A 22194-nucleotide genomic window follows, 5' to 3' on the forward strand; every position below is an offset into this window, starting at 1 on the left:
ATAGGGTTCCCCTCAACCAGGTTTTTTCACCTCCTAAAATTTAATTTATTGTCAGCCCATTTTATTTTAGTTTATATATTAAAAAATATAACTAAACAAATTAATAGAGTATAGATAAAACTAATATAAAAAACTTAATGTTATACTGCGAATTACTATATTCTGCAAAAATATTAATTTTCCTTCTTTTTGTAAGATTTTTTATTTTTTGACTCTTCCCATAAAATATCCATTTCTTCAAGAGTCATATCTTTTAAATCTTTGCCTTTTTCTAAAGCTTTTTTTTCTATATATTCAAAGCGATTTATAAATTTATCTATAGTATAATTTAATGCATTTTCTGGCTCTATGTCAAGAAATCTGCACACATTTACTGACGCAAATATTAAATCGCCTAGTTCTTCTAGTATTTTTGCCCTGTTTTTTCCTTTATATACATCTTTAACCTCATAAAATTCTTCTAAAACCTTATCTAATGCATCTTCAACCCTGTTCCAATCAAATCCAACTTTTTTAGCTTTTTCTTGAACTTTTTCTGCCCTCATAAGTGCAGGTAAGTTTTTAGATATATGCTTTAACTCTTCAGTGTAAGTTTTAAATCCTTTTTCTTTCCTTTTTATTTCATCCCAATTTTTAAGAACATCTTCTGAATTTTTAACTTTTATATTCCCAAAAATATGAGGATGTCTTTCTACCATTTTTACACATATACCTTTTATAACATCGTTAATATTAAAAAATCCTTCTTCTTCTCCTATGATTGAATGAAATACAACCTGAAAAAGTACATCTCCAAGTTCTTCTATAATCATATCATCATTATTTTCATCAATAGCCTCTAAAACTTCATAACATTCTTCAATTAAATACTTTTTTAAAGATTCATGAGTTTGTTCTTTATCCCAAGGACACCCATTTTCTCCTCTTAATGTCTTCATAATAGACAATAAATCATAAAAATCAAAAGTATTATTAATATCCTTTGGGATATATATAGAAGTTAAATGGTCAATATCTTCCTGTCTATCTAATTCATATAAAAAAATCTTTCTTATATTTTCAATTTCTTTAATACCTGCTGCTCTAATAAAATATATTTCCGTATCATCTTTATAATATTCATTTAAAGCAAGTTTAACTTCTGAAGCTATGTATTTATTATAAACCTGAGTTATTACTGTACCTATTCTTTTGTCTAAAATCTGATTTTTTATATCAAAAGCATCTATAATCTTTAAACCTTCTACTATATCTATTTTTAAACTTTCAGCTATAGCATCTATAAAACTTACTGCAGGATAAATTTTAGTTTCAATTTGTTCTTCTTTACATAAATTTAAAAGATTAGTTACAGATTTTTCTGCTACAAGAGGATGACCAGGTACAGCATACACTATATCTCCATTTTTTTTATGTTCATCAATAAGATCTTTTGCTATAGATAAATATACTTCATCAAAATTATCTAAATTTTCATATTTATAATCATAGGTTTCGAAATTTACTCCTAATTCTTTTAAATAATTTACATTAGGATGTATTGCAGTTCTTAAAAAAACTTTAGGGCTACTTTTTAAAACTTCTAAAGTTCCCAAAGTTATAGCTTCCTTTGCTCCTGGACCCAACCCTACAATTTTAATCATTTGTATCTTCCTTTCTTAAAATATATTCATCTTTTTAATAACTTTTCCTTTATATAACTGTATTTAAAAGTTCCAAAAATAATTATAAGAAAGCTATATAAAATTACTCCCGCCAAAATAGACACTATGCAAGAAATAGCATTGCTTACTGTATAATTATAGACATTCATATAAATAAATACAACAGTTATTATCATTAAAATTGATGCAAAAGCAGGTTTTATCATAATATCATAATATTTTATATTGTAATTAAATGTTTTCTTTAAAAGTTTTATATTTAAAACAGCAGCTATTAAATATGCTCCTAAACTGCTTATAGCTGATCCATATATATTTATGTAAGGAATAGGTACTAATATATAAGTTATTATTATTTTTATTATACAAGCTATACCAAGATTTATAATAGGCTTTATTTCTTCTCCTGCACCTTGAAGCATATATGTAGTTGCTTGTGTTATTATTATAAATGGTAAAGATAAGGATAAAGCTTGAAGTATAGTATATCCATCAGCATGCCCAGGAAATATAAGCTGCAAAATCGGTCTAGCTAAAAAACAAAGCCCTAACATACAAGGAAATGCTATAACTGTAGAAATTCTTATAGCTGTATCAACCTTATTTTTAACCTCTTTACTTCTTCCCAAAAAATGAGATTCTGCAATTATTGGAACTAAAGATGTACAAAGTGACATAGATAACGTAAGAGGAACCCCTATAAGTACAAATGCTTTCCCTGTTAACTGCCCAAATAGTGCAGTTGCCTGCTCCATAGAAAACCCTGCTTCAATTAATTTCCTTGGAACCAAAAGGGAATCTATGACGCTCATAATAGAACTTACAGTAGCCCCTAAAGACATTGGAACTGCTATTTTTATAAGATTTGTAAGTATATTGTAATCTTTTTCTTTTATTCTAAATTTAAATTCTTTTTTTACTTTTAAATATTTATAAATTAAATATATTCCTCCTAAAAATCCTCCTGCTGCTGCCCCAAAGGCTGCTCCTCCTGCAGAGTATTCTATTCCCTTTGGAAATAAAATATAAGCTAGTCCTACACCAATGAGAACTCTTCCAATTTGTTCTATTATTTGTGATACAGCAGTTGGTATCATATTTTGCATACCTTGAAAAAAACCTCTAAAACAGCTCATTATTGATATTATTATTGGAGCTAATGAAATTCCCATAAGTGAATAATATGATTTTGGATCCCAACCAAAAAATATTACAAGCTGTTTTGAAAAAATAAGAAGTATAGCTGAAAAGCCTCCTCCTATTATAGTCATAAAAGTAATTGCACTTTTTAATACATCTAAGCTGCCGTTTTTATCTCCTGTTGCATTCTTTTCTGATACAAGTTTTGAAACTGCCATAGGTACTCCAGAAGCTGCAGCAATAAAAAATGTGTAAAGAGGATAAGACATTTGATAATATCCTATACCTTCATCTCCTATAAGCATAATAAGGGGCCATCTAAAAAAAACCCCAAGAAACTTTGCTATAATTCCTGCTATTCCTAAAATTAAAGTTCCCTTTATAAGGGACTGTTTTTTCATTTTAACTTTTCCCTCCCCCAAAATTCTATAAAAATCTGCTAATAAATAATTTTCAATTTTTACAGAAATTTATTAAAAACATTACTTATATATATAAATTTTCATTCTTTTGTGACAAAAATTTATTAAATCAAAATATAAATTTTGCATTATAATTATAGATATTTTATTTTTATAAGTTTTATTACTTTTTATTTTTTATTGAATATTTATTTAAATTTATGTCAAAAATCAAATAGGAGCAAAAAAAAACAAATGGCAGCATGCTGCCATTTAGCATACTACCATTATTGTTCCATTTGCTTTCCTAAAAAGGCTGATGCAGTTTCGGCTAGTTTAATTTCTAGTTCTCCTAGCTTTTCTCCTTCTTGATTTGCTAGAATAATAACTGCCCCTATTGCATCGCCTTCTGATATTATTGGTGAAATTATCTGAGCACTATATTTATTTTCTGCTTCTTCATATTCATATATAGGTATAACTTTGTCCCCACCTGCTTCAAGCATAACTGTTTTTCTGTTGTCTATAATTTTTTCTAATTCATTACTTATTTTCTTTTCTAAAAAATCTTTTTTAGGTGCTCCACTTGCAGATATTATAGCATCTTTATCTGTTATAAGTATTATATGACCTATTGATTGCTGAAGCGCTTCTGTATATTCTTTTGAAAAGTCGCTTAATTCTCCTATTGGAGAATATTTTTTTAATATTACTCCGCCTTCTCTATCAGTGAATATTTCAAGTGGATCTCCTTCTCTTATTCTAAGAGTTCTCCTTATTTCTTTAGGAATGACTACTCTTCCAAGATCGTCTATACGTCTAACTATACCAGTAGCTTTCATTATGTAATAACCTCCTTTTATAGAATAAAGTTTAACTAATAAATTGTTTCTGTGCTATTATTATCCTTCCAATTATGAAAATTTATGCACATATTATATTTATAATTTTTTTTAAGTAAAAAAAATTATCATAAGACAACGTATATGCCTTATGATAAATTTTTTCTATATTATATTAAATTCTTTTCATAATATTTTACTTTAGCTTCTTCTTTCCATTTTGAAAATATTTCATTAAATTTTTCAGATTTCTTTTGTTCTAATAAAGTTTTCTTAATTTCATCTTTTACAGTTTCAAGTTTTTTAACTGGATATTCTTCCTTTTTTATCATTTTAACTACATTCCATCCTGTAGTATCTTGGAATGGATTAGATATAGCTCCTTCTTTAAGCCCCATGACATTTATCATGAAATTACTTCCATAATTAGTATCATTATATTCTAAAAATCCCAAATCTCCTCCTTTATCTTTAGAAGATGTATCTATGGATACTTCCTTTGCAATTTTTGCAAAATCTTCTCCTTTTTCAATTCTTTCTTTAACTTTCTTAGCTTCATCTTCTGTATTAACAACTATTCTTGCTACATTATATCTATTAGGCTTTTCTGTAAATTTATTTTGATTGCTATTATAATAGTCTTGTATTTCTTTATCTTCTACTTTAAGATCTTTAGTTTCTTCATTAATTAATTTTTCTAATGTAATATTAGATTTTATATATTCTTTAAACTCAGGATCATTATATCCTTTTTTAAATCCATATAAATTTTTAAGTATTTCTTCATCCATATCTTTTTTAAATTCATCTATTTTTTTAGATATTTCTTCATCAGTAGCGGTTAAATTTTTTTCTGAAGCTTTTTTATAAATTATTTTTTCATTTATCATTTGTTCAAGTACTTGCTTTTTTTGACTTAATAATGTTTCTTTTGCCTCTGCATTATTTACATAATTTTCTCCATATTGTTTTTTAATTTCAGCTATATAGTCAGCCATTTTTTCATCAAGCTGCCCTCTTGTTATGGTTTCATTATTAAACTTAGCCACAGGGCTCTTTTTAATTGCTTCGTCAGTTTTTTCTATCATATTACAACCTGCAGCCCCTACAGAAAATAATCCTATAAGTGCTACTGTAATAATCTTCTTAATGTTTTTCAATTTTAATTCCCCCGTTTTACAATTTAATTTTTTCTATATTATTTTACCATACTATTAATCCATTGCAACAGTAGCTTTCATACTCTCCAAAATTTCCCTTAAAGATTCTATTAACTCTTCTTTTTTTATTTCATTAATTTTGTATATTATAATAGGTTTTTTATCTTCTTTAAATGAAACTTTTTTGCTGTACTTTTTCATTAACGTTTCTATAATATTTGGAGTTATATGTTCCTTACTGTTAAAAACAAATTGGATTTCTCCTTTTCTTTCTTTAATTTCTTCTATACCTAATACTTTTGCTATACTTCTTATATAGGATACGTTAATAAGATTTGCTACCGGCATTTCAAATTCGCCAAACCTATCTATAAGCTCATCTTGTATATCCATCATATCTTCTTTAGAATTTATAGCTGCAATCTTTTTATAAACCTCAATTTTTTGTATTTCATCTTCTATATATTGAGAAGGAATATAAGCATCTATTTTTAGTTCAACTGTTGTTTCAATAGGTTCCTTTTTTATTTCTCCTTTAATAAGCTTAATCATATCTTCAAGCATCCTGCAGTAAAGATCATAACCTATAGCTGCCATATGTCCGTGCTGTGCAGAACCCATAATGTTTCCTGCGCCTCTTATCTCTAAATCTTTCATAGCTATTTTAAATCCTGAGCCAAGCTCTGTAAATTCTTTAATAGCTTTAAGCCTTTTTTCAGCTACTTCTGTAAGTATTTTATCCTTTTTATATGTTAAATAAGCATAAGCAATTCTATTTGAGCGTCCTACTCTCCCTCTTAGCTGATAAAGCTGAGATAACCCCATTTTATCTGCATCATAAATTATTATTGTATTTACATTTGGTATATCCATACCTGTTTCAATTATTGTAGTTGCAACTAATATATCATACTCATTTTTTACAAATTCTAAAATTACATTTTCTAATTCCTTTTCGCTCATTTGACCATGTCCTACAGCAATTCTAGCTTCTGGTACAAGCTTTTGAAGATAAGAATACATATCTTTTATAGTTTCAACTCTATTATAAACAAAATAAATTTGACCACCTCTGTTTATTTCTCGCATTATTGCATCTCTTATAAGCTGGTCGTTAAATTCAACTACATAAGTTTGTATTGGATATCTTTCTTCTGGAGGAGTTTCTATTACACTTATATCTCTAACTCCAACCAATGACATATGTAACGTTCTTGGTATAGGTGTGGCAGAAAGAGTTAAAACATCTATATTCTTTTTTAATTCTTTAAGTTTTTCTTTATGTTTAACACCAAATCTTTGTTCTTCATCTATAATTAAAAGCCCTAAATCCTTAAATGCAATATCTTTTGACAAAAGCCTATGCGTTCCAATTAGTATATCTACATTCCCTTCCTTAACTGCTTTCATAGTTGCCTTTTGCTGAGATTGAGTTCTAAACCTTGATATCATATCTATTTTTATAGGAAAATCTGAAAATCTTTGAATAAAATTATTATAATGCTGCTCTGCAAGTATTGTTGTAGGTACTAAAAAAGCTACTTGTTTTCCATCCATAACTGCTTTAAAGGCAGCGCGAACAGCAACTTCTGTTTTTCCATATCCTACGTCACCACAAAGAAGTCTATCCATAGGTTTATCACTTTCCATATCTTTTTTTATCTCTTCTATAGCAGCTAATTGATCTGGAGTTTCTTCATAGGGAAATTCTTCTTCAAATTGTTTTTGCCAAACGGTATCTTTAGAAAATTTATATCCTTTTAATGTAGAACGCACAGCATAAAGTTTAACTAAATCTTCTGCTATTTCTTCAATAGATTTTTTAACTTTATTTTTAGTTTTTGTCCACTCACTTCCTCCAAGCTTATTTATTTTTGGTTTTTTACCTTCCTGACCAATATATTTCTGTACTAAATCAAGTTGATCTACAGGAACATAAAGAGTATCTCCAGAATCATATTTAAGTTCTAAGTAATCTTTTTTATGGCCTTCAATTTCTAATTGTTTTATACCTTTGTATACACCTATACCATGATTTGTATGAACTACATAATCTCCAAGTTTAAGTTCTGTAAAACTATTAATTTTACTTATACCTTTTTGAGACTTTAAAGTCTTTTTTCTTTTAGCTTCTCCAAAAATTTCTTTATCAGATATTACACAAATTTTTAAATCTGGATATTCAAAACCTTTTAATTGGTTGCCGAAAGTTACTATAACCTGTCCTTTCTCTATATTATCTATAACATCTTTATAAGTGCTTTCTATACCTCTATCTCTTAAAGTTGAAACAAGTCTTTCTCCTCTAGGTCTTGTACCTGAAAGAATAACTATTTTAAATCCTCTGTTTTTTTTATCTTTAATATCTTCTATGAGAAGATCAATTTGCCCATGATAATTATGTAAAGTTATTTGAGTAAAACTTACAATGGTTTTTGGAGATAGTATTTGTGTGGACTTAGGTATAGAATTTAAAGTTATTACTTTTTTTGAATTCAATTCTTCTATAACTTCTTCTTTGGGAATTAAAAGTTTGCCTTGTTTAGGCAGCACATTCCCAATTTCAATGAAGTTTTTGTAATTTTCTTCAAACTCAAAATACAAACTATCCAATTTACCTTTGCATCTTTGTACATCATCTATAAATATAAATCCATCTTCTATATAATCTAACAAACTTGAAGTATTATCATAAAAATAATTAATAAAACTATCTATTGTTTCAAAGCTCCAATTTTCTTTTAAACTTTCTAAGTTCATTTTTGTTATTGAATTTATCTTTTGTATTGCTTCTTTGTTTTTCTTTGTTTTTAACATAGATAAAACAGATTTTAAATCATCTTCTATATATTTTGAAGCTTTTAGTATTTTTTCTTTATCTAAAATTATCTCTTTTGCAGGAAAAATTTCTATTTTATCTATCTTTTCAATACTTCTTTGAGATTCTGTATTAAATGTCCTTATAGAATCTATTTCATCTCCAAAAAGTTCTACTCTGTAAGGAAGATTTTCACATGGAGAAAATATATCCATTATTCCTCCTCTAATAGAAAACTGCCCTTTTGCTTCAACAATATCTACTCTTTCATATCCACTTTGAATAAGCTTTTCATTAATTTCTTCTAAATTTATAGTATCTCCTTGAGAAAAATAAAAGCTATATTCTTTATAAACTTCAAAAGGTATATACCTTTGGGCTAAAGATTCAATAGAGGCTACTATTATTTTATTTCCTTTTTGAGTCATCTCCTTTATTATTTTTAATCTTTCCCACCTTAAATCACCTGATATTGCATCTATATTATAAAATACAACTTCTTTTGTAGGGAAATAAAATACGTTGGGAAGATAAAAGTTTAAATCCTCATAAATGTTTTTTGCCTCTATATCATTATGCGTAAGAATTAAAAATGGTTTATTTAGTTCTTCATACAACCCATTTATAAAAAAACTTCTAGAAGACTCAGAAAGCCCAAATACACCAATTGGATATCTGTGCTTTTCTACTGCATTTTTAATTTGTGCAAATTCTTCACTTTCTTTTAAAGGTTGCATTAAACCCTTTAATCTCATTTTTTTCCTCCTTGTAATTCTGCACACTAACTATAATATAATAATTACACTGCATATATCTCATAAATTATATTAAAGTTAGAATAATTACTCTATCTTAATTCCATTAAATTTATTCATAGCTTCAGTTACCCCTTTTTTTATAATTGTTTCTACTGCATCTGAAACATAGGAAAATATTTTATCTAAAATTTCTCTTTCTTCTTTAGAAAAATGTCCAAGAACATAAGAAATCAAATCTCCCTTAGGTTCTCCTATTCCTACTTTTATGCGTGGAAAACTTTCTGAAGATAAATGACGAATTATATTTTTTATTCCATTATGTCCACCTGCACTCCCTTCTGGTCTAATTCGCATTCTGCCAACAGGTAAACTTATATCATCATATATTACTATCATATTTTCTTTCGGAATTTTATAAAAATTTAAAGCTTCAATTACACTTTCTCCACTTAAATTCATATATGTAGAAGGTTTAAGAAGTATTACCTTCTCACCTGCTATTATTCCATCACCATATATACCTTTAAATTTTATCCTGTTTATTTTTATATTATACTTACTAGCAATTAAATCTAAAGCATCAAAACCTATATTGTGTCTTGTATTTTTATAATCGTCCCCTGGATTTCCCAATCCAACTATTAAATGCATATATTAATCAACTCCTTATATACTACTACATATCTTACCCTAAAAATTATAAATAATAAAGAGGCTTATTAAAGCCTCTTATTATTCCTGTCTTTCAGTTAAAGTTACAGTGACAACTACAATTTTACCATTTCTCCATAACTTACACTTTACTTTATCTCCTGCTTTATATTTTCTTAATACATCTTGAAGCTGCGACACATTTTCAACTTTAGTATCCTCTATTGCTATAATTACATCAGAAGGTTTTATTCCAGCTTTATCTGCACCGCTTCCTTTAGTAACTTTATCTACATAAACTCCAGTAACTCCATCAGTCCCTTCTAAAACTGCAGGGAATCCAGCAATTCCAAGCATAACCCTTGGTGTATCTACTGTCCCTTGTTTTATATCTACAGCTTCATTTCCCATTAATCTTTTTATTATTTCATTTGCTTCATTTATTGTAATTGCAAACCCCATACCTTCAGCATTATATTGAGAACCTATTTTTAAGCTGTTTATTCCTATAATTTCTCCGGCTTCATTGCAAAGTGCTCCTCCACTATTGCCAGGATTTATAGCTGCATCAGTTTGCAGTACTTTATAAGTTGTAATCCTTCCTGTTTCTGGATCTTGCATTTGTATTTCTCTATTTACAGCACTTATTATACCAGATGTTACAGTACCTGCAAATTCCTGACCTAAAGGATTTCCTATAGCAATAGCTATATCTCCAGTTTTAACCTTTGAAGAATCTCCAAACTTTGCAACTGGAAGCTTTTCTGCATCTATTTTAATAACTGCTATATCTCTATTAGGTTCTGCTCCAACAAACTTAGCTGTAAATATTTTATCTGAATTAACAAGTTTTACAGAAACCTTTGCTGCTCCTTGAATTACATGATAATTAGTAACTATATATCCTCTTTTATCAAAAATAATGCCTGAACCACTGCCAAGATCTCTTGGTCCAAAAAATCCTTCTGCTTGAGTACTTATACCAACTACAGTAGGTCCTACTGTTTCTGCAACTTTTGTTATAGCATTTTTAGGAAGCTCAGCAGTTGGAGTATTGTTATCCTTTTGTTCTATAAGAGAAGGATTATTGGGAACGTATGTTGAACCTAAATCTTTATATTTTTTATCTACGATATAATATGCTGACACTCCTCCTGAAACTGCAGCTATCAAAAGGAAAGCGATTCCTTTGAAAAACTTTTTTATAATTTTACTTTTTCTATTTTTCCTAAACTTTATTCCTCCTGAAACATCATAGTTGTGTCCATCATGACTTACTTGTTCCCAAGATGCATCTTTATACTCTGAAAATTTATTATTATCCATTTATTTCTAAGCCTCCTAATAATTTTTCTCCTAATTTTATTATATTTCCTCTCTTTTAAAAAGTTATGAATAAAATGTTATGAATTATTTAATCCTTCTTAATGTAAATGTAAATAAAACACCTTCTCCATCTTTGTTTTCTACCCATATATCTTCTCCGTGTTGAGATAAAATATTTCTTACAATAGGAAGCCCCAAACCTGTACTTATTTTTAATGTTCTTGATTTATCCGCTTTATAAAATCTGTCCCATATATGAGGTAAATCTTCTTTTGCAATTAATGGTCCACTGTTAAATATAGAAACTAATACTTTTTCGCCCTTAACTTTAGTACATATTTTAATAATTCCACCTTCATCTGCATATTTTATAGCATTATCTAATAAATTAGTTACAACTTGTATAAGTCTATCTCTATCCCCAGCTACATACTGATGTTCTTCATTAAATAATACATCTACATTTAATTTTTTCTCCTTTATTTTAGTTTCAAATTTAATTACAGTAATTCTTATTATTTCATTTATATCTAATTCATCAATTCTAAGCCTAAACTTTCCCGCTTCAATAGCAGATAAATCCAATAAATCGTTTACCAGTCTTGTTAATCTCTGAATTTCTTCATAAGCTATAGATAAATAATATTTTTCTTTATCTTTTGGTATTACACCATCAAGTATTCCTCCTATAAAACCTTTTATAGATGTAATAGGAGATCTTATTTCATGAGATACATTAGATATAAAATCTCTTCTTGCATTTTCAACTTTTTCAAGGCTATCAGCCATATAATTAAAAGATTCTGCAAGTTCTCCAATTTCATCATTTGAATTTATATGAACTCTTTTTTGTACTTCTCCTTTTGATATTTTTTTTGCTACATTATTAATGGCTGCAAGAGGTTTTATTATTATTTTTTGTGAAAAATAATATATTACAAAAGAAGATAATATAATTGCCAAAATAGCTGCAAGCCAAATAATTCTATACACGGTTTTAAGAGGTTCTCTTATTTCATTTAAAGGAGTAATCATTATTATTGCACCGCAAAAAATATTACCTTTGTTGCTATTTACATAAATTGGAATACCATATATATGAGAAGGATTTGATATTATTTTCCCATAAGTACCTTTTACCTCATATATTTGATTTAACCTCATTTCTTCCAATCCTTTAGTAAATACCTGACTACCCTTTAAATAATTAAACTTTTCATTTGATACAGAATATACAAAACCATAGCTATCTATAAGCCAAACATCTGCCATAGTATAAGCACTAAAAAACTTTAATACTTCATCTCTATCTTCATTTGTATACTCCATTTCATGCAGTATATAGTCAACAGCGTAAGGTTTTATAATAAGCGATTCTCTTCCTAACTGTTTTCTTCTTTGCTGAAAATAATAATTTTCAAACCATACAGATAAAAATGTGGCTATAATTATAAAACTTAAAGCAATTATAATTACATAAGTAAATACCATTTTTGAGAATAAGCCTTTTTTAAATTTAAGCTTTATCTTCTTTATTTTCATTATTTCACCTCGAATTTATACCCAACGCCCCAAACAGTTTCAATCTGCCAGTTTGATCCGCCTGGAAGCTTTTCTCGAAGTCTTTTTACATGAACATCAACAGTCCTTGAATCTCCTGGATAATCATATCCCCAAACTTCACATAAAAGTTGTTCTCTTGTAAAAACTCTATTTTTATTATTTGCAAGATAATAAAGAAGTTCAAACTCTTTAGGAGGCATTTTTATTTCATTGCCTTTATAAACTACACTATAAGAATTTATATCTATGACTAAATCTTCAAAACTTATAATTTCTTTATTTGTGTTATCTGAATTATATCTTCTTAAAACAGCTTTTACTCTTGCTAAAAGTTCTTTAGGTTCAAAAGGTTTTACTATATAATCATCTGCACCAAGTTCAAGACCTAAAACTTTGTCAAATGTTTCTCCTTTTGCTGTAAGCATAATAACAGGTGTTTCATAATCTTTTCTAATCCACTTTAAAACATCTATGCCGTCAATATGCGGAAGCATTATGTCAAGAAGAACTAAATCAGGCTTATATGTTAAAAAAACTTCTTCAGCAGTTTTTCCATCATATGCAAGCTTAGTGGTATAACCTGAACTTTCAAGATACATTTTTATAACTTCACATATATTTTCATCATCGTCTACAATTAAAATTTTACCTATTGAGCCTTCCATATAATTAATCCTCCTCTAATAAAATTTATGTTTATAATATAAATTATGTAATACTTATATTTTGCGTGGTATATTATCATATTAATAATGTATCACAAAATAAAATTTCTAATAATAGTATACTTAAAAAAGTTACAAATAATTTACACTAATAAAAAGCATAAGCTGTTTTTTAAACAGCTTATGCTTTAATTTTAAACTCCTTCAAATAATTTACTTACAGGCATATCTTCATAAATTCTTTTTATTGCATCTGCAAAAACTGGAGCAACTGAAAGTACTTCAAATTTATCAATATTTTTTTCCTTTGGAAGATCAATTGTATTTAACATAACAAGCTTTTTTATTGATGATTCTTTTATTCTTTCTATAGCAGGGCCTGAAAGAACAGAATGTGTACAACAAGCATAAACTTCCTTTGCACCCATATTAGTCAAAGCATTGGCACCATTACATATAGTACCTGCTGTATCTATAACATCATCTATTAATATAGCAGTTTTACCTTTAACATCTCCTATGACATTCATAACTTCGGAAACATTAGCCTTTGGTCTTCTTTTATCTATTATAGCTATTGGTGCATGAAGTTTATCTGCAAATCTTCTAGCTCTTGTAACACTTCCAAGGTCAGGGGATACAACAACTACATCTTCATCTTCAAGGAAACCTTTATTAATAAAATATTTTGCAAGTATTGGAGCTCCTAAAAGATGATCTACTGGAATATTAAAATATCCCTGAATTTGTGCAGCATGTAAATCCATTGTAAGCACTCTATCTGCTCCTGCTGCAGTTAAAATATCTGCAACAAGCTTTGCAGTAATTGGATCTCTAGCTTTAACCTTTCTATCTTGTCTAGCATATCCATAGTATGGAATAACTGCAGTAATTCTTCCTGCTGATGCTCTTTTAAAAGCATCCATCATAATTAAAAGCTCCATTAAGTTGTCATTAACTGGGGCATTAGTTGATTGTACAAGAAATACATCGCTTCCTCTTACAGTTTCATTAATGTCAACTGAAATTTCTCCATCGCTGAATTTCCCAACATTAGCATTACCAACTGGTATGCCTAATATTTCTGCAATCTCTTTTGCAAGTTTGGGGTGTGAATTACCGGCAAAAATCTTAATGCCTTTACCGTGAGTTATCATGTGTTTTCCTCCTTATTAACAGCACCACTATAAAATGCAGCGGTTATTATATTATTATTTTTTATTTAAACCTTTTTTAGAAACCCAATCTATTATATTAACTTGTTTGGCTCTTGCAATTCCTAAACTATTTTCAGGTACTTCTTCTGTTATAGTTGAACCTGCTGCTGTATAAGAATTATCTTTAATTTCAACAGGTGCAACTAAATTTGTATTACATCCTATAAAAGCATTATTTCCTATCTTTGTTTTATATTTTTTAACGCCGTCATAATTTACTACGACAGTGCCGCAACCAAAATTACAGCCACTTCCAACTTCAGCATCTCCAATATAAGTTAAATGTGATACTTTAGTATTATCACCTATTGTTGATTTTTTAATCTCAACAAAATCCCCAATTCTAGCATTTTTCCCTATATTAGTTTCTGGTCTTAAGTAAGCATAAGGACCTACTGTTGTACCTTCTCCTATATGTGTTTCTAATATTACTGAACTTTGAATTGTAACATTTGATTCAATAATACTATCACTTATTCTAGAATTTGGATAAATCATACAATTTTCTTTAATAACTGTATTGCCTTCAATTACATTCCCTGGATATATGATAGTATCTTTGCCTATTTCAACATCGCTTCCTATATATGTATTTTGAGGATCAATTATTGTAACACCATTTTCCATATGTTTTTTATTTATTCTATTTCTTAATATTTTTTCAGCTTCAGAAAGTTCAATCCTTGAATTAACTCCAATTGTTTCTTCAAAATCTGTAACCATAGCTCCAATTTTTAATCCTTTATTTTTTAACACAGCTATTACATCAGTTAAATAATATTCTCCTTGAGCATTGTAATTATTAATCTCTTCTAAACTTTCTAAAAGTAAATCTATATCAAAGCAGTACATGCCTGCATTTATTTCACAAACTTCATATTCTTCTTTACTGCAATCTTTAGCTTCAACTATTTTAAGTACTTCACCATTTTTATCCCTTATAACTCTTCCATAGTGGGCAGGGTTATCTATAATTGAAGTCAAAATAGTAGCTTTAAATCCTCCTTCTTCATGAAAATCTAAAAGCTTTTTAACAGTTTCTTCTTTTATAAGAGGAGCATCTCCTGTAAATATAGCTACAGTTCCACTTTTACATTTTAAAAATTCCTTTGCACACTTAACTGCATGACCTGTTCCAAGCTGAACTTCTTGAAAAGAATAGCTTACATTTCTGCTTTCTGTACTGTTTTTAACCTTTTCAGCACCTTTTCCAACAATTACATTAACATCTTCAATACCTGATTTTCTCATTATATCTATAACATGATTAACCATTTCTTTTCCGCATACCTTGTGAAGAACTTTAGGTGTATCAGATTTCATTCTTTTTCCTTCACCAGCAGCTAGTATGACGGCACATTTATACATAAAAACACCTCTTTTAATTAGCAATTAATAACAAATTTTAATTGGTAAATTCTTTTAACCTTTTATTTAAATTATATAAAATCGCCTCTTAATATTATATTTTATAAAAAGTTATTTTGCAACCTTACGGAGTAATTTGTCAAAAAATAAAAAGAAGCTGAGATTTCAGCTTCAATTGTTATCTTACAGCATAATTATATTTATGATACTGTTTTCAATATGTATAAGATTAACATAATTTTGCTAAAAATCTTCAACTTCTTTTTATTTATTCCTCTTGTGAAACAGTAGTTTCATCATTTTTTACTTTTTCATATTCATCCAATACAAACTTTTGAATCTTTTCTCTAGTTTGAGTATTTATTGGATGAGCTATATCTTTAAACTCTCCATCTGGCGTTTTCCTGCTTGGCATAGCAATAAAAAGACCATTTTGTCCTTCAATAACTTTTATATCATGAACAACAAATTCATTATCAAAAGTTATTGAAACAATAGCTTTCATTTTACCATCAGCAGCAACTTTCCTAACTCTTACATCTGTAATTTCCATAAAAAACCACCTCCACGATGCTTATACAATAATATTCGCCACATTTTTTATTTTTCCTTCTTATTTTTCTAAATATTTATAAATTTTTTAAAAATTTAATTATTTCATATAATTTTTTAATTTAAATTATTTAGAAGGAAATAAAATTGCAGTTCCATCTTCTCCTATACCATTAAATTTTACAATAGATATATAGTCTTCAATTAATTTTTTAGGAGTTTTTATATCTTCAATCATAACTCCAATCCCTACAAGAAAACTGTCAAATTCTTTGAGCATATTTACTATACCTAAAGCTGTTCCTCCAGCTTTCATAAAATCGTCTATAAATATGCATTTACTTCCGCTTTTTAATGCCTTTCTTGAAAGAGACATAGTTTGTATTCTTTTACTAGAACCAGTAACATAATTAATACTTACTGTAGTTCCTTCTGTAACCTTTGTATCTCTTCTTACTATAACAAGCTGAACTCCAAGCATTTTAGATACTTCATAAGCAAGAGGAATTCCTTTTGTTTCAACTGTTACAACACAATCTACATCTTTGTCATTAAAAGCCGAAGCTAATACTAATCCTGCCCTTTTTATTATATCTGGATTATACATTATATCAGTCATATATATGTAATTTCCAGGTATTATTCTATCTTTTTCCTTTAATATTCCACAAAGTTCCTCTGCAAAATCTTTTCTATCTTTGTCTGAAATTTCGCAAACATATTTAACTCCTCCAGATGCTCCTGCTATAGTTTCAATTTTACCCATATTAAATTTATTCAAAGTTTCTTTTATAACTAAAATATCTTCACTTATAGTAGATTTTGCCGAATTAAACTTTTCTGTGAATGTATTTAAATTTATAACTTTATTAGGATTTTCTATAAGTATTTTTGTAATTGCAGCTATTCTAGTATTTCTATTTATTTTTTCCATAAATATCACCTTTATATCTAATTTAAATTTTACGAACTTTTTAATTAAAATTTAATTTATTATTCTTATTGTATTCTATTTCACAAATATTATCAATAATATGTTTTTAATCGTTAATATTAATTACCAATTATTGTTTATTTTTGTATCCTTTTTTATAAAATTTGTATATAATGATATATAGGGTTTTAATTTTACTAATAAATTATATTAATCCATTAATAAATAAACTGAATTTTCAGTTTAAAAATCCATAATTGAATGTTTTTAAGGAGTTGATATTTTGTCATTCGATTTTATAAAAGACAAACATAAAAGAATACATTTTATAGGTATAGGCGGAATTAGTATGAGCGGCCTTGCCGAAATATTATTAGAAAATAACTTTACTGTTTCAGGCTCAGATATGAAGTCTTCTTCTTTAACAGAAAAATTAGAAAAACAAGGTGCTCAAATTTTTTTAGGTCATGATGCTAAAAATGTAGAAGGTGCCGATTTAGTTGTTTATACAGCAGCTATTTCAGAAGATAATCCAGAACTTTCTAGAGCTAGAGAACTAAATATTACTACTATGGATAGAGCTGAATTTTTAGGTAAAGTTATGCAGGGACATAAATACAATATAGCTATTTCTGGAACTCATGGAAAGACTACAACAACTTCTATGATTTCTCATATATTTTTAAACGCTAAATTGGATCCGACTATTTTAGTAGGTGGAGAATTAGATATAATAAATGGTAATGTAAGATGTGGTAAAAGCGAATATTTTATTACAGAAGCTTGTGAGTATAAAGCTTCATTTTTGAAATTTTTCCCTTATATTGGGATTATACTAAACATAGAAGCAGATCATTTAGATTATTATAGGAACATAGATCACATAAAAGAAACATTTATAAAATTTGTACAGCTTATATCTAAAGATGGATATTTAATTGCTTATGCAGAAGATAAAAAACTTAAAGAAGTAATACCATATGCAAACTGTAAAGTAATTACTTATGGAATAGATGAAGGTGATATAAGAGCTAAAAATATAAAATTTAATGAAAAAGGCTGCGCAAATTTTGATGTTTATAAAAATAATGAAAAACTTTTTTCAATTAATTTAAATGTTCCAGGTAAGCATAACATACTTAATAGTTTAGCTAGTATATCTGCAGCTTTAAGCCTTAATGTAGAATATAAATATATAATTGAAGGGCTTTTAAGTTTTTCAGGAACACATAGAAGATTTGAAATAAAAGGAGTAAAAAATGGCATTACTGTAATAGATGATTATGCACATCATCCTACAGAAATTAAAGCTACTCTTGAAGCTGCTAAAAATTATCCTCACAATAAAATTTATTGTGTATTCCAGCCTCATACTTATACAAGAACTCTTACTTTATTTGATGATTTTGTTAATTGTTTCTATGATGCAGACGAAGTTATACTTGCAGATATATACGCCGCAAGAGAAAAGTTTACAAAAAAAATAAGTTCAGATATGCTTGGAGATAGTATAAGGGAGAAAGGAAAGTCTTGTAAAAATTTTCACAGTTTTGAAGAAATAGTTTCGTATTTAAAAACTATACTTAATAAAGGAGACATACTTTTAACAGTAGGTGCCGGAGATGTTTATAAAATTGGTGAAATGTATTTAAATGAATAATTTAAAAAAATTTAAAAGCCATGCATAAATAGGAAAATATCCTTTTTATGCATGGCTTTTTTATAAAATTACATAAATATTATTTTTAAAATCACTTTTATTTAACTTGAAGTTCTTCTATGTCTTTAGATATTATTTGTGCTGAGTCTTTTAAAATTAAATCTCCTCCAGTTGAATCAAAAATATTTTTTTCTATTATAGCATCCATAACAAGTGAAACCTGTTGGTTAGTTACTGTATCTGCTATTTCATCTAATCTAATAGATACTTTCCTTCCTGATTCATTCATAAAATTCATCAATAAACTTCTATTAGCCATTTAAAAATTCCTCCTTTTTATTATTCAGCTCTAACAACATTTAAGTCTTCTCTAATTACCTCCGATAGAGGATATTTAAGAAGTTTTCCAATTTCTGTACCTATAAATAAAATATTTTCATCTGCTGAATCTACTTTTATTTTTGAAAATCTTGTGCTTTTAAATACATCTTCTCCATTTGCATCTACCCCTGTTTTAAATTTAATTATCATGCTACTTTGCACCTTAGTTGAAACAGCCATACTATCTACTCCTTTTATTTTAAATTTAACAGCTTAACTTAAAAATCTAAGTTTTCTGTCTTTCAATAATTAAATATGCAGTAATAAAAAAATTTACCTTAAAACAAAAAATTTATATAAACTAAAAATTAAACAAGTTTTATAGAACTATTTAATATTGATATAGATAAAATAAAAATTAAAAAGAGGCTGATAATGAAATCACCTCTTTTTAATCAATTTTTGAAATATATAATTGTTCTAATTCATTTTTGGGCATCATTGCTTCGGCTAAATATCCCATAATAATAACGCCAGGTATATCTATTATAAGTCTTGCTAGAGTAAACTTGTAACCTAATGCAGCTATTTCAAACATGAGAGTTGATATTTTTGTTACACACCAAGCATTCATAAATATAATTATATTGCTAAACTTTACTCCTTTTTTAAGTAAAACTGCAGTAAACGGAAATGCTGCATACATAGGTCCAGCAGCTAATGAACCTATTAATATTGATAAAAACACACCCAATATACCAGAATTATTTCCCATATATTTCATCATAGTTTCTCTTGGTACCCATACATCCATAAGTCCAAGCAAAAGCATAATAGGCGGGACTACAGAAATCATCTGTTTAAAGCTTGAAAATGCTATGTTAAATGATTTAAATCCTATATCTTTATTTATAAATGTTATAATTATTATTATAAAAAAAGATATTATAAAAAAGCTATACCTTTTTATTAAATATTTAATCATAAAATTCCCACCACCTTTTCTACAAAAAAAGCTACTATAAAAGAAAATAAAAACGCTAGAATATTTCTATAAATAGCGGCTCTTTTCCCTATATATTTTATTTCTAAAGGTATTGTTATTATACCTATAAGAGTTAAAGTTGATATAAGTGCTGCTACCTGACTAACTCCTGCTCCGTTTTTTAGTAACATATCACCAGTTGAAAAGGCTACAAAGGTTGGCATCATAGCTATACTACCTATTAAGGCTGAAATAACTACTCCAAAAAATCCAGAATTTTTTCCTATTATATTAGATATAGTTTCAGGTTTAAGTAATGAAAGGGTTAATCCTACTATAATTATTATTCCAAGAAATTGAGGAAGCATATTTTCTAAAGACCGCCATGCTTTTAAAATTGCTTTTTTGCTTTTGTTTTTATCTTTTATATAAGACAAAAAAAGTAAAAAAACAGATACTACATATAAAACAAAAGCATTCATTATATTTTCTCCTAAAAACATACTATTAATAATATTATATTTTAAAAAAATTATAATGTGAGTCTAATTTATATACATTTTTTGTAAAATTAAAAGATAGCCTTTCGGCTATCTAATATCTTCTTTATTATCTTTACTATCTATATTTTTATAAACAACTTCCTTATTTCTAAAATAATTTCCATTGCAAATCTGTACTCTGGATATATATTTTATAAATCCAGAATATCCAAGCTCATTGATTAAAGCCTTTGTTCCCCTTTCAATAAGTTCTAAATCCTTATCTTTTAATTCCACTTTATTTCACCCCATAATTTTTATAAAATTTTATTAATCATAATATTCACATATTTAAATAAATGTTACACATTCATTTAAATTATGGGTAAATTTAAGAGGAACTAAACATATTTTAAAAAAATATTTAATTTTTAACAAAGTGTCAATTCACCATGTTTTTCATAGTTTGTTATTTTATTTATTGAATTATCTTCATTTACAAATACTACCCTTGGTTTATGTTCTTTAGCTTCTTGTAAAGTCATATTACAATATGCCATTATTATTATTATATCTCCCTTTTGTGCACAACGAGCTGCAGCCCCATTAAGGCATATTACTCCGCTTCCTGGCTCTCCAGCTATGACATACGTTTCTATTCTTTCTCCATTATTTACATTAACTACAGATACTTTCTCATATTCCATTATATGAGATGCATCTAATAAGTCTTTATCTATAGTAATACTTCCAACATAATTAAGTTCTGCCTGAGTTACTATAGCCCTGTGTATTTTTGATTTAAGCATTGTAATTTCCATAAAAATCCTCCTTCTAAAGAGAAAAAGTAAAATTATCTATAAGTCTAGTTTTTCCTATAAAAACAGCAATTGCTACTAAAACATCTGATTTAATATAAGAAACAGGTTTTAAAGATAAACTATCTACTACTTCAACATAATCAATTTTTGCCATTGGTTCACTATTTAATTTATCAATTATTATATCTTTTATTTTTAAAGCATCTCTTTCTCCTTCATTAAGTGCAGTTTTAGCACTTTCAAGGCTTTTATATAAAATTAATGCAGCTTTCCTTTCTTCAGGACTTAAATAAGAATTTCTTGAGCTTTTAGCAAGCCCATCTTCTTCTCTTATAATTGGACAAGATACAATTTCAATTGGCATATCTAAATCTCTAACCATTCTTTTAATTACAGCTAATTGCTGGGCATCTTTTTCACCAAAATAAGCTTTATCTGGCTGAACTATATTAAAAAGTTTTGTAACTACAGTACAAACACCTCTAAAATGTCCTGGTCTTTTAGCTCCACAAAGGCCTTCTGTTAATCCCTCTACATCAACATAGGTAGAAAAATTTTCTTTATACATTTCAGAAGGTGATGGATTAAAAATTATATTCCCACCACATTCTTCTACAACCTTGCTATCTCTATTTATATCTCTAGGATATCTTTCAAAATCTTCGTTAGGTCCAAATTGAATAGGATTAACAAAAATACTAACTACTACCTTATCATTTTCTTCACTGGCACGCTTTATAAGTGAAGCATGACCTTCATGAAGATATCCCATAGTTGGAACAAGCCCCACAGAAAGCCCTTCATTCTTCCATTTCTTTATTTCTTCTTTTAAATCCTTTATACTATAAATTATATTCATAATTTTA

21 protein-coding genes are annotated in these 22194 nt (G+C 27.7%); 1 reads left to right on the forward strand and 20 read right to left on the reverse strand.

The window, feature by feature from the left end; genetic code table 11:
- Nucleotides 1–173 precede the first annotated feature (173 nt).
- The 13 genes from mazG to purR form a co-directional block, all read right to left on the reverse strand.
- On the reverse strand, nucleotides 174–1643 hold the full coding sequence (gene mazG / locus B5D11_RS04540) for a nucleoside triphosphate pyrophosphohydrolase (protein WP_078681866.1): 1470 nt from the start codon (nucleotides 1641–1643) through the stop codon (nucleotides 174–176).
- A 26-nt stretch (nucleotides 1644–1669) separates the two neighbouring features.
- Nucleotides 1670–3205, reverse strand: a complete 1536-nt coding sequence (locus tag B5D11_RS04545) for a putative polysaccharide biosynthesis protein (RefSeq protein WP_078681867.1) — start codon at nucleotides 3203–3205, stop codon at nucleotides 1670–1672.
- 287 nt (nucleotides 3206–3492) lie between these two features.
- Nucleotides 3493–4047 (reverse strand): stage V sporulation protein T, encoded by a 555-nt coding sequence (gene spoVT, locus B5D11_RS04550; RefSeq protein ID WP_078681868.1) that lies wholly within the window; start codon nucleotides 4045–4047, stop codon nucleotides 3493–3495.
- Nucleotides 4048–4217: 170 nt separating this feature from the next.
- Complete coding sequence (locus B5D11_RS04555; protein WP_078681869.1) at nucleotides 4218–5207, reverse strand: peptidylprolyl isomerase; 990 nt, start codon at nucleotides 5205–5207, stop codon at nucleotides 4218–4220.
- 54 nt (nucleotides 5208–5261) lie between these two features.
- Nucleotides 5262–8780 (reverse strand): transcription-repair coupling factor, encoded by a 3519-nt coding sequence (mfd, locus tag B5D11_RS04560; protein ID WP_078681870.1) that lies wholly within the window; start codon nucleotides 8778–8780, stop codon nucleotides 5262–5264.
- An 87-nt stretch (nucleotides 8781–8867) separates the two neighbouring features.
- On the reverse strand, nucleotides 8868–9434 hold the full coding sequence (gene pth / locus B5D11_RS04565; RefSeq protein WP_078681871.1) for an aminoacyl-tRNA hydrolase: 567 nt from the start codon (nucleotides 9432–9434) through the stop codon (nucleotides 8868–8870).
- An 81-nt stretch (nucleotides 9435–9515) separates the two neighbouring features.
- Nucleotides 9516–10760 carry a S1C family serine protease gene (locus B5D11_RS04570; protein WP_078681872.1) on the reverse strand — a complete coding sequence of 415 codons (1245 nt, stop codon included), beginning with the start codon at nucleotides 10758–10760 and terminating at the stop codon, nucleotides 9516–9518.
- Between the two features lie 84 nt (nucleotides 10761–10844).
- Entirely contained in the window at nucleotides 10845–12302 is a 1458-nt protein-coding gene (locus tag B5D11_RS04575) for a sensor histidine kinase (RefSeq protein ID WP_078681873.1), read from the reverse strand.
- Nucleotides 12302–12988 (reverse strand): response regulator transcription factor, encoded by a 687-nt coding sequence (locus B5D11_RS04580; protein ID WP_078681874.1) that lies wholly within the window; start codon nucleotides 12986–12988, stop codon nucleotides 12302–12304. The genes B5D11_RS04575 and B5D11_RS04580 overlap by 1 nt, the downstream gene beginning before the upstream one ends.
- A gap of 194 nt (nucleotides 12989–13182) precedes the next feature.
- The gene (locus B5D11_RS04585; RefSeq protein WP_078681875.1) at nucleotides 13183–14145 is read right to left on the reverse strand and encodes a ribose-phosphate diphosphokinase; all 963 of its coding nucleotides are present in this window, start codon (nucleotides 14143–14145) and stop codon (nucleotides 13183–13185) included.
- A gap of 54 nt (nucleotides 14146–14199) precedes the next feature.
- Nucleotides 14200–15573, reverse strand: a complete 1374-nt coding sequence (gene glmU / locus B5D11_RS04590; protein ID WP_078681876.1) for a bifunctional UDP-N-acetylglucosamine diphosphorylase/glucosamine-1-phosphate N-acetyltransferase GlmU — start codon at nucleotides 15571–15573, stop codon at nucleotides 14200–14202.
- A 268-nt stretch (nucleotides 15574–15841) separates the two neighbouring features.
- Nucleotides 15842–16126 (reverse strand): septation regulator SpoVG, encoded by a 285-nt coding sequence (gene spoVG / locus B5D11_RS04595; protein ID WP_078681877.1) that lies wholly within the window; start codon nucleotides 16124–16126, stop codon nucleotides 15842–15844.
- Between the two features lie 126 nt (nucleotides 16127–16252).
- The gene (gene purR, locus B5D11_RS04600; RefSeq protein ID WP_078681878.1) at nucleotides 16253–17059 is read right to left on the reverse strand and encodes a pur operon repressor; all 807 of its coding nucleotides are present in this window, start codon (nucleotides 17057–17059) and stop codon (nucleotides 16253–16255) included.
- A 283-nt stretch (nucleotides 17060–17342) separates the two neighbouring features.
- Between purR and murC the strand changes: the two genes are divergently transcribed.
- Nucleotides 17343–18719: a UDP-N-acetylmuramate--L-alanine ligase gene (gene murC / locus B5D11_RS04605; protein ID WP_078681879.1), complete on the forward strand. Its 1377-nt coding sequence runs from the start codon at nucleotides 17343–17345 to the stop codon at nucleotides 18717–18719.
- 97 nt (nucleotides 18720–18816) lie between these two features.
- Here the strand turns inward: murC and B5D11_RS04610 are convergent, their stop codons facing one another.
- The 7 genes from B5D11_RS04610 to panC form a co-directional block, all read right to left on the reverse strand.
- Nucleotides 18817–19038 carry a DUF2922 domain-containing protein gene (locus B5D11_RS04610; protein WP_078681880.1) on the reverse strand — a complete coding sequence of 74 codons (222 nt, stop codon included), beginning with the start codon at nucleotides 19036–19038 and terminating at the stop codon, nucleotides 18817–18819.
- A gap of 20 nt (nucleotides 19039–19058) precedes the next feature.
- Nucleotides 19059–19280: a DUF1659 domain-containing protein gene (locus B5D11_RS04615; protein ID WP_078681881.1), complete on the reverse strand. Its 222-nt coding sequence runs from the start codon at nucleotides 19278–19280 to the stop codon at nucleotides 19059–19061.
- A gap of 211 nt (nucleotides 19281–19491) precedes the next feature.
- On the reverse strand, nucleotides 19492–20025 hold the full coding sequence (locus B5D11_RS04620; RefSeq protein WP_143327675.1) for a permease: 534 nt from the start codon (nucleotides 20023–20025) through the stop codon (nucleotides 19492–19494).
- Nucleotides 20022–20507 (reverse strand): permease, encoded by a 486-nt coding sequence (locus tag B5D11_RS04625; protein ID WP_078681882.1) that lies wholly within the window; start codon nucleotides 20505–20507, stop codon nucleotides 20022–20024. Before B5D11_RS04625 ends, B5D11_RS04620 begins: the two co-directional genes overlap by 4 nt.
- A gap of 108 nt (nucleotides 20508–20615) precedes the next feature.
- On the reverse strand, nucleotides 20616–20804 hold the full coding sequence (locus tag B5D11_RS04630) for a hypothetical protein (RefSeq protein WP_078681883.1): 189 nt from the start codon (nucleotides 20802–20804) through the stop codon (nucleotides 20616–20618).
- Nucleotides 20805–20938: 134 nt separating this feature from the next.
- Entirely contained in the window at nucleotides 20939–21328 is a 390-nt protein-coding gene (gene panD, locus B5D11_RS04635) for an aspartate 1-decarboxylase (protein ID WP_078681884.1), read from the reverse strand.
- Nucleotides 21329–21341: 13 nt separating this feature from the next.
- Nucleotides 21342–22187, reverse strand: coding sequence for a pantoate--beta-alanine ligase (gene panC, locus B5D11_RS04640; protein ID WP_078681885.1), 846 nt, complete (start codon nucleotides 22185–22187; stop codon nucleotides 21342–21344).
- Between the last annotated feature and the right edge of the window lie 7 nt (nucleotides 22188–22194).

This window comes from Clostridium sp. USBA 49, assembly GCF_900167505.1.
Taxonomy (GTDB): domain Bacteria; phylum Bacillota; class Clostridia; order Clostridiales; family Clostridiaceae; genus Clostridium_AT; species Clostridium_AT prolinivorans.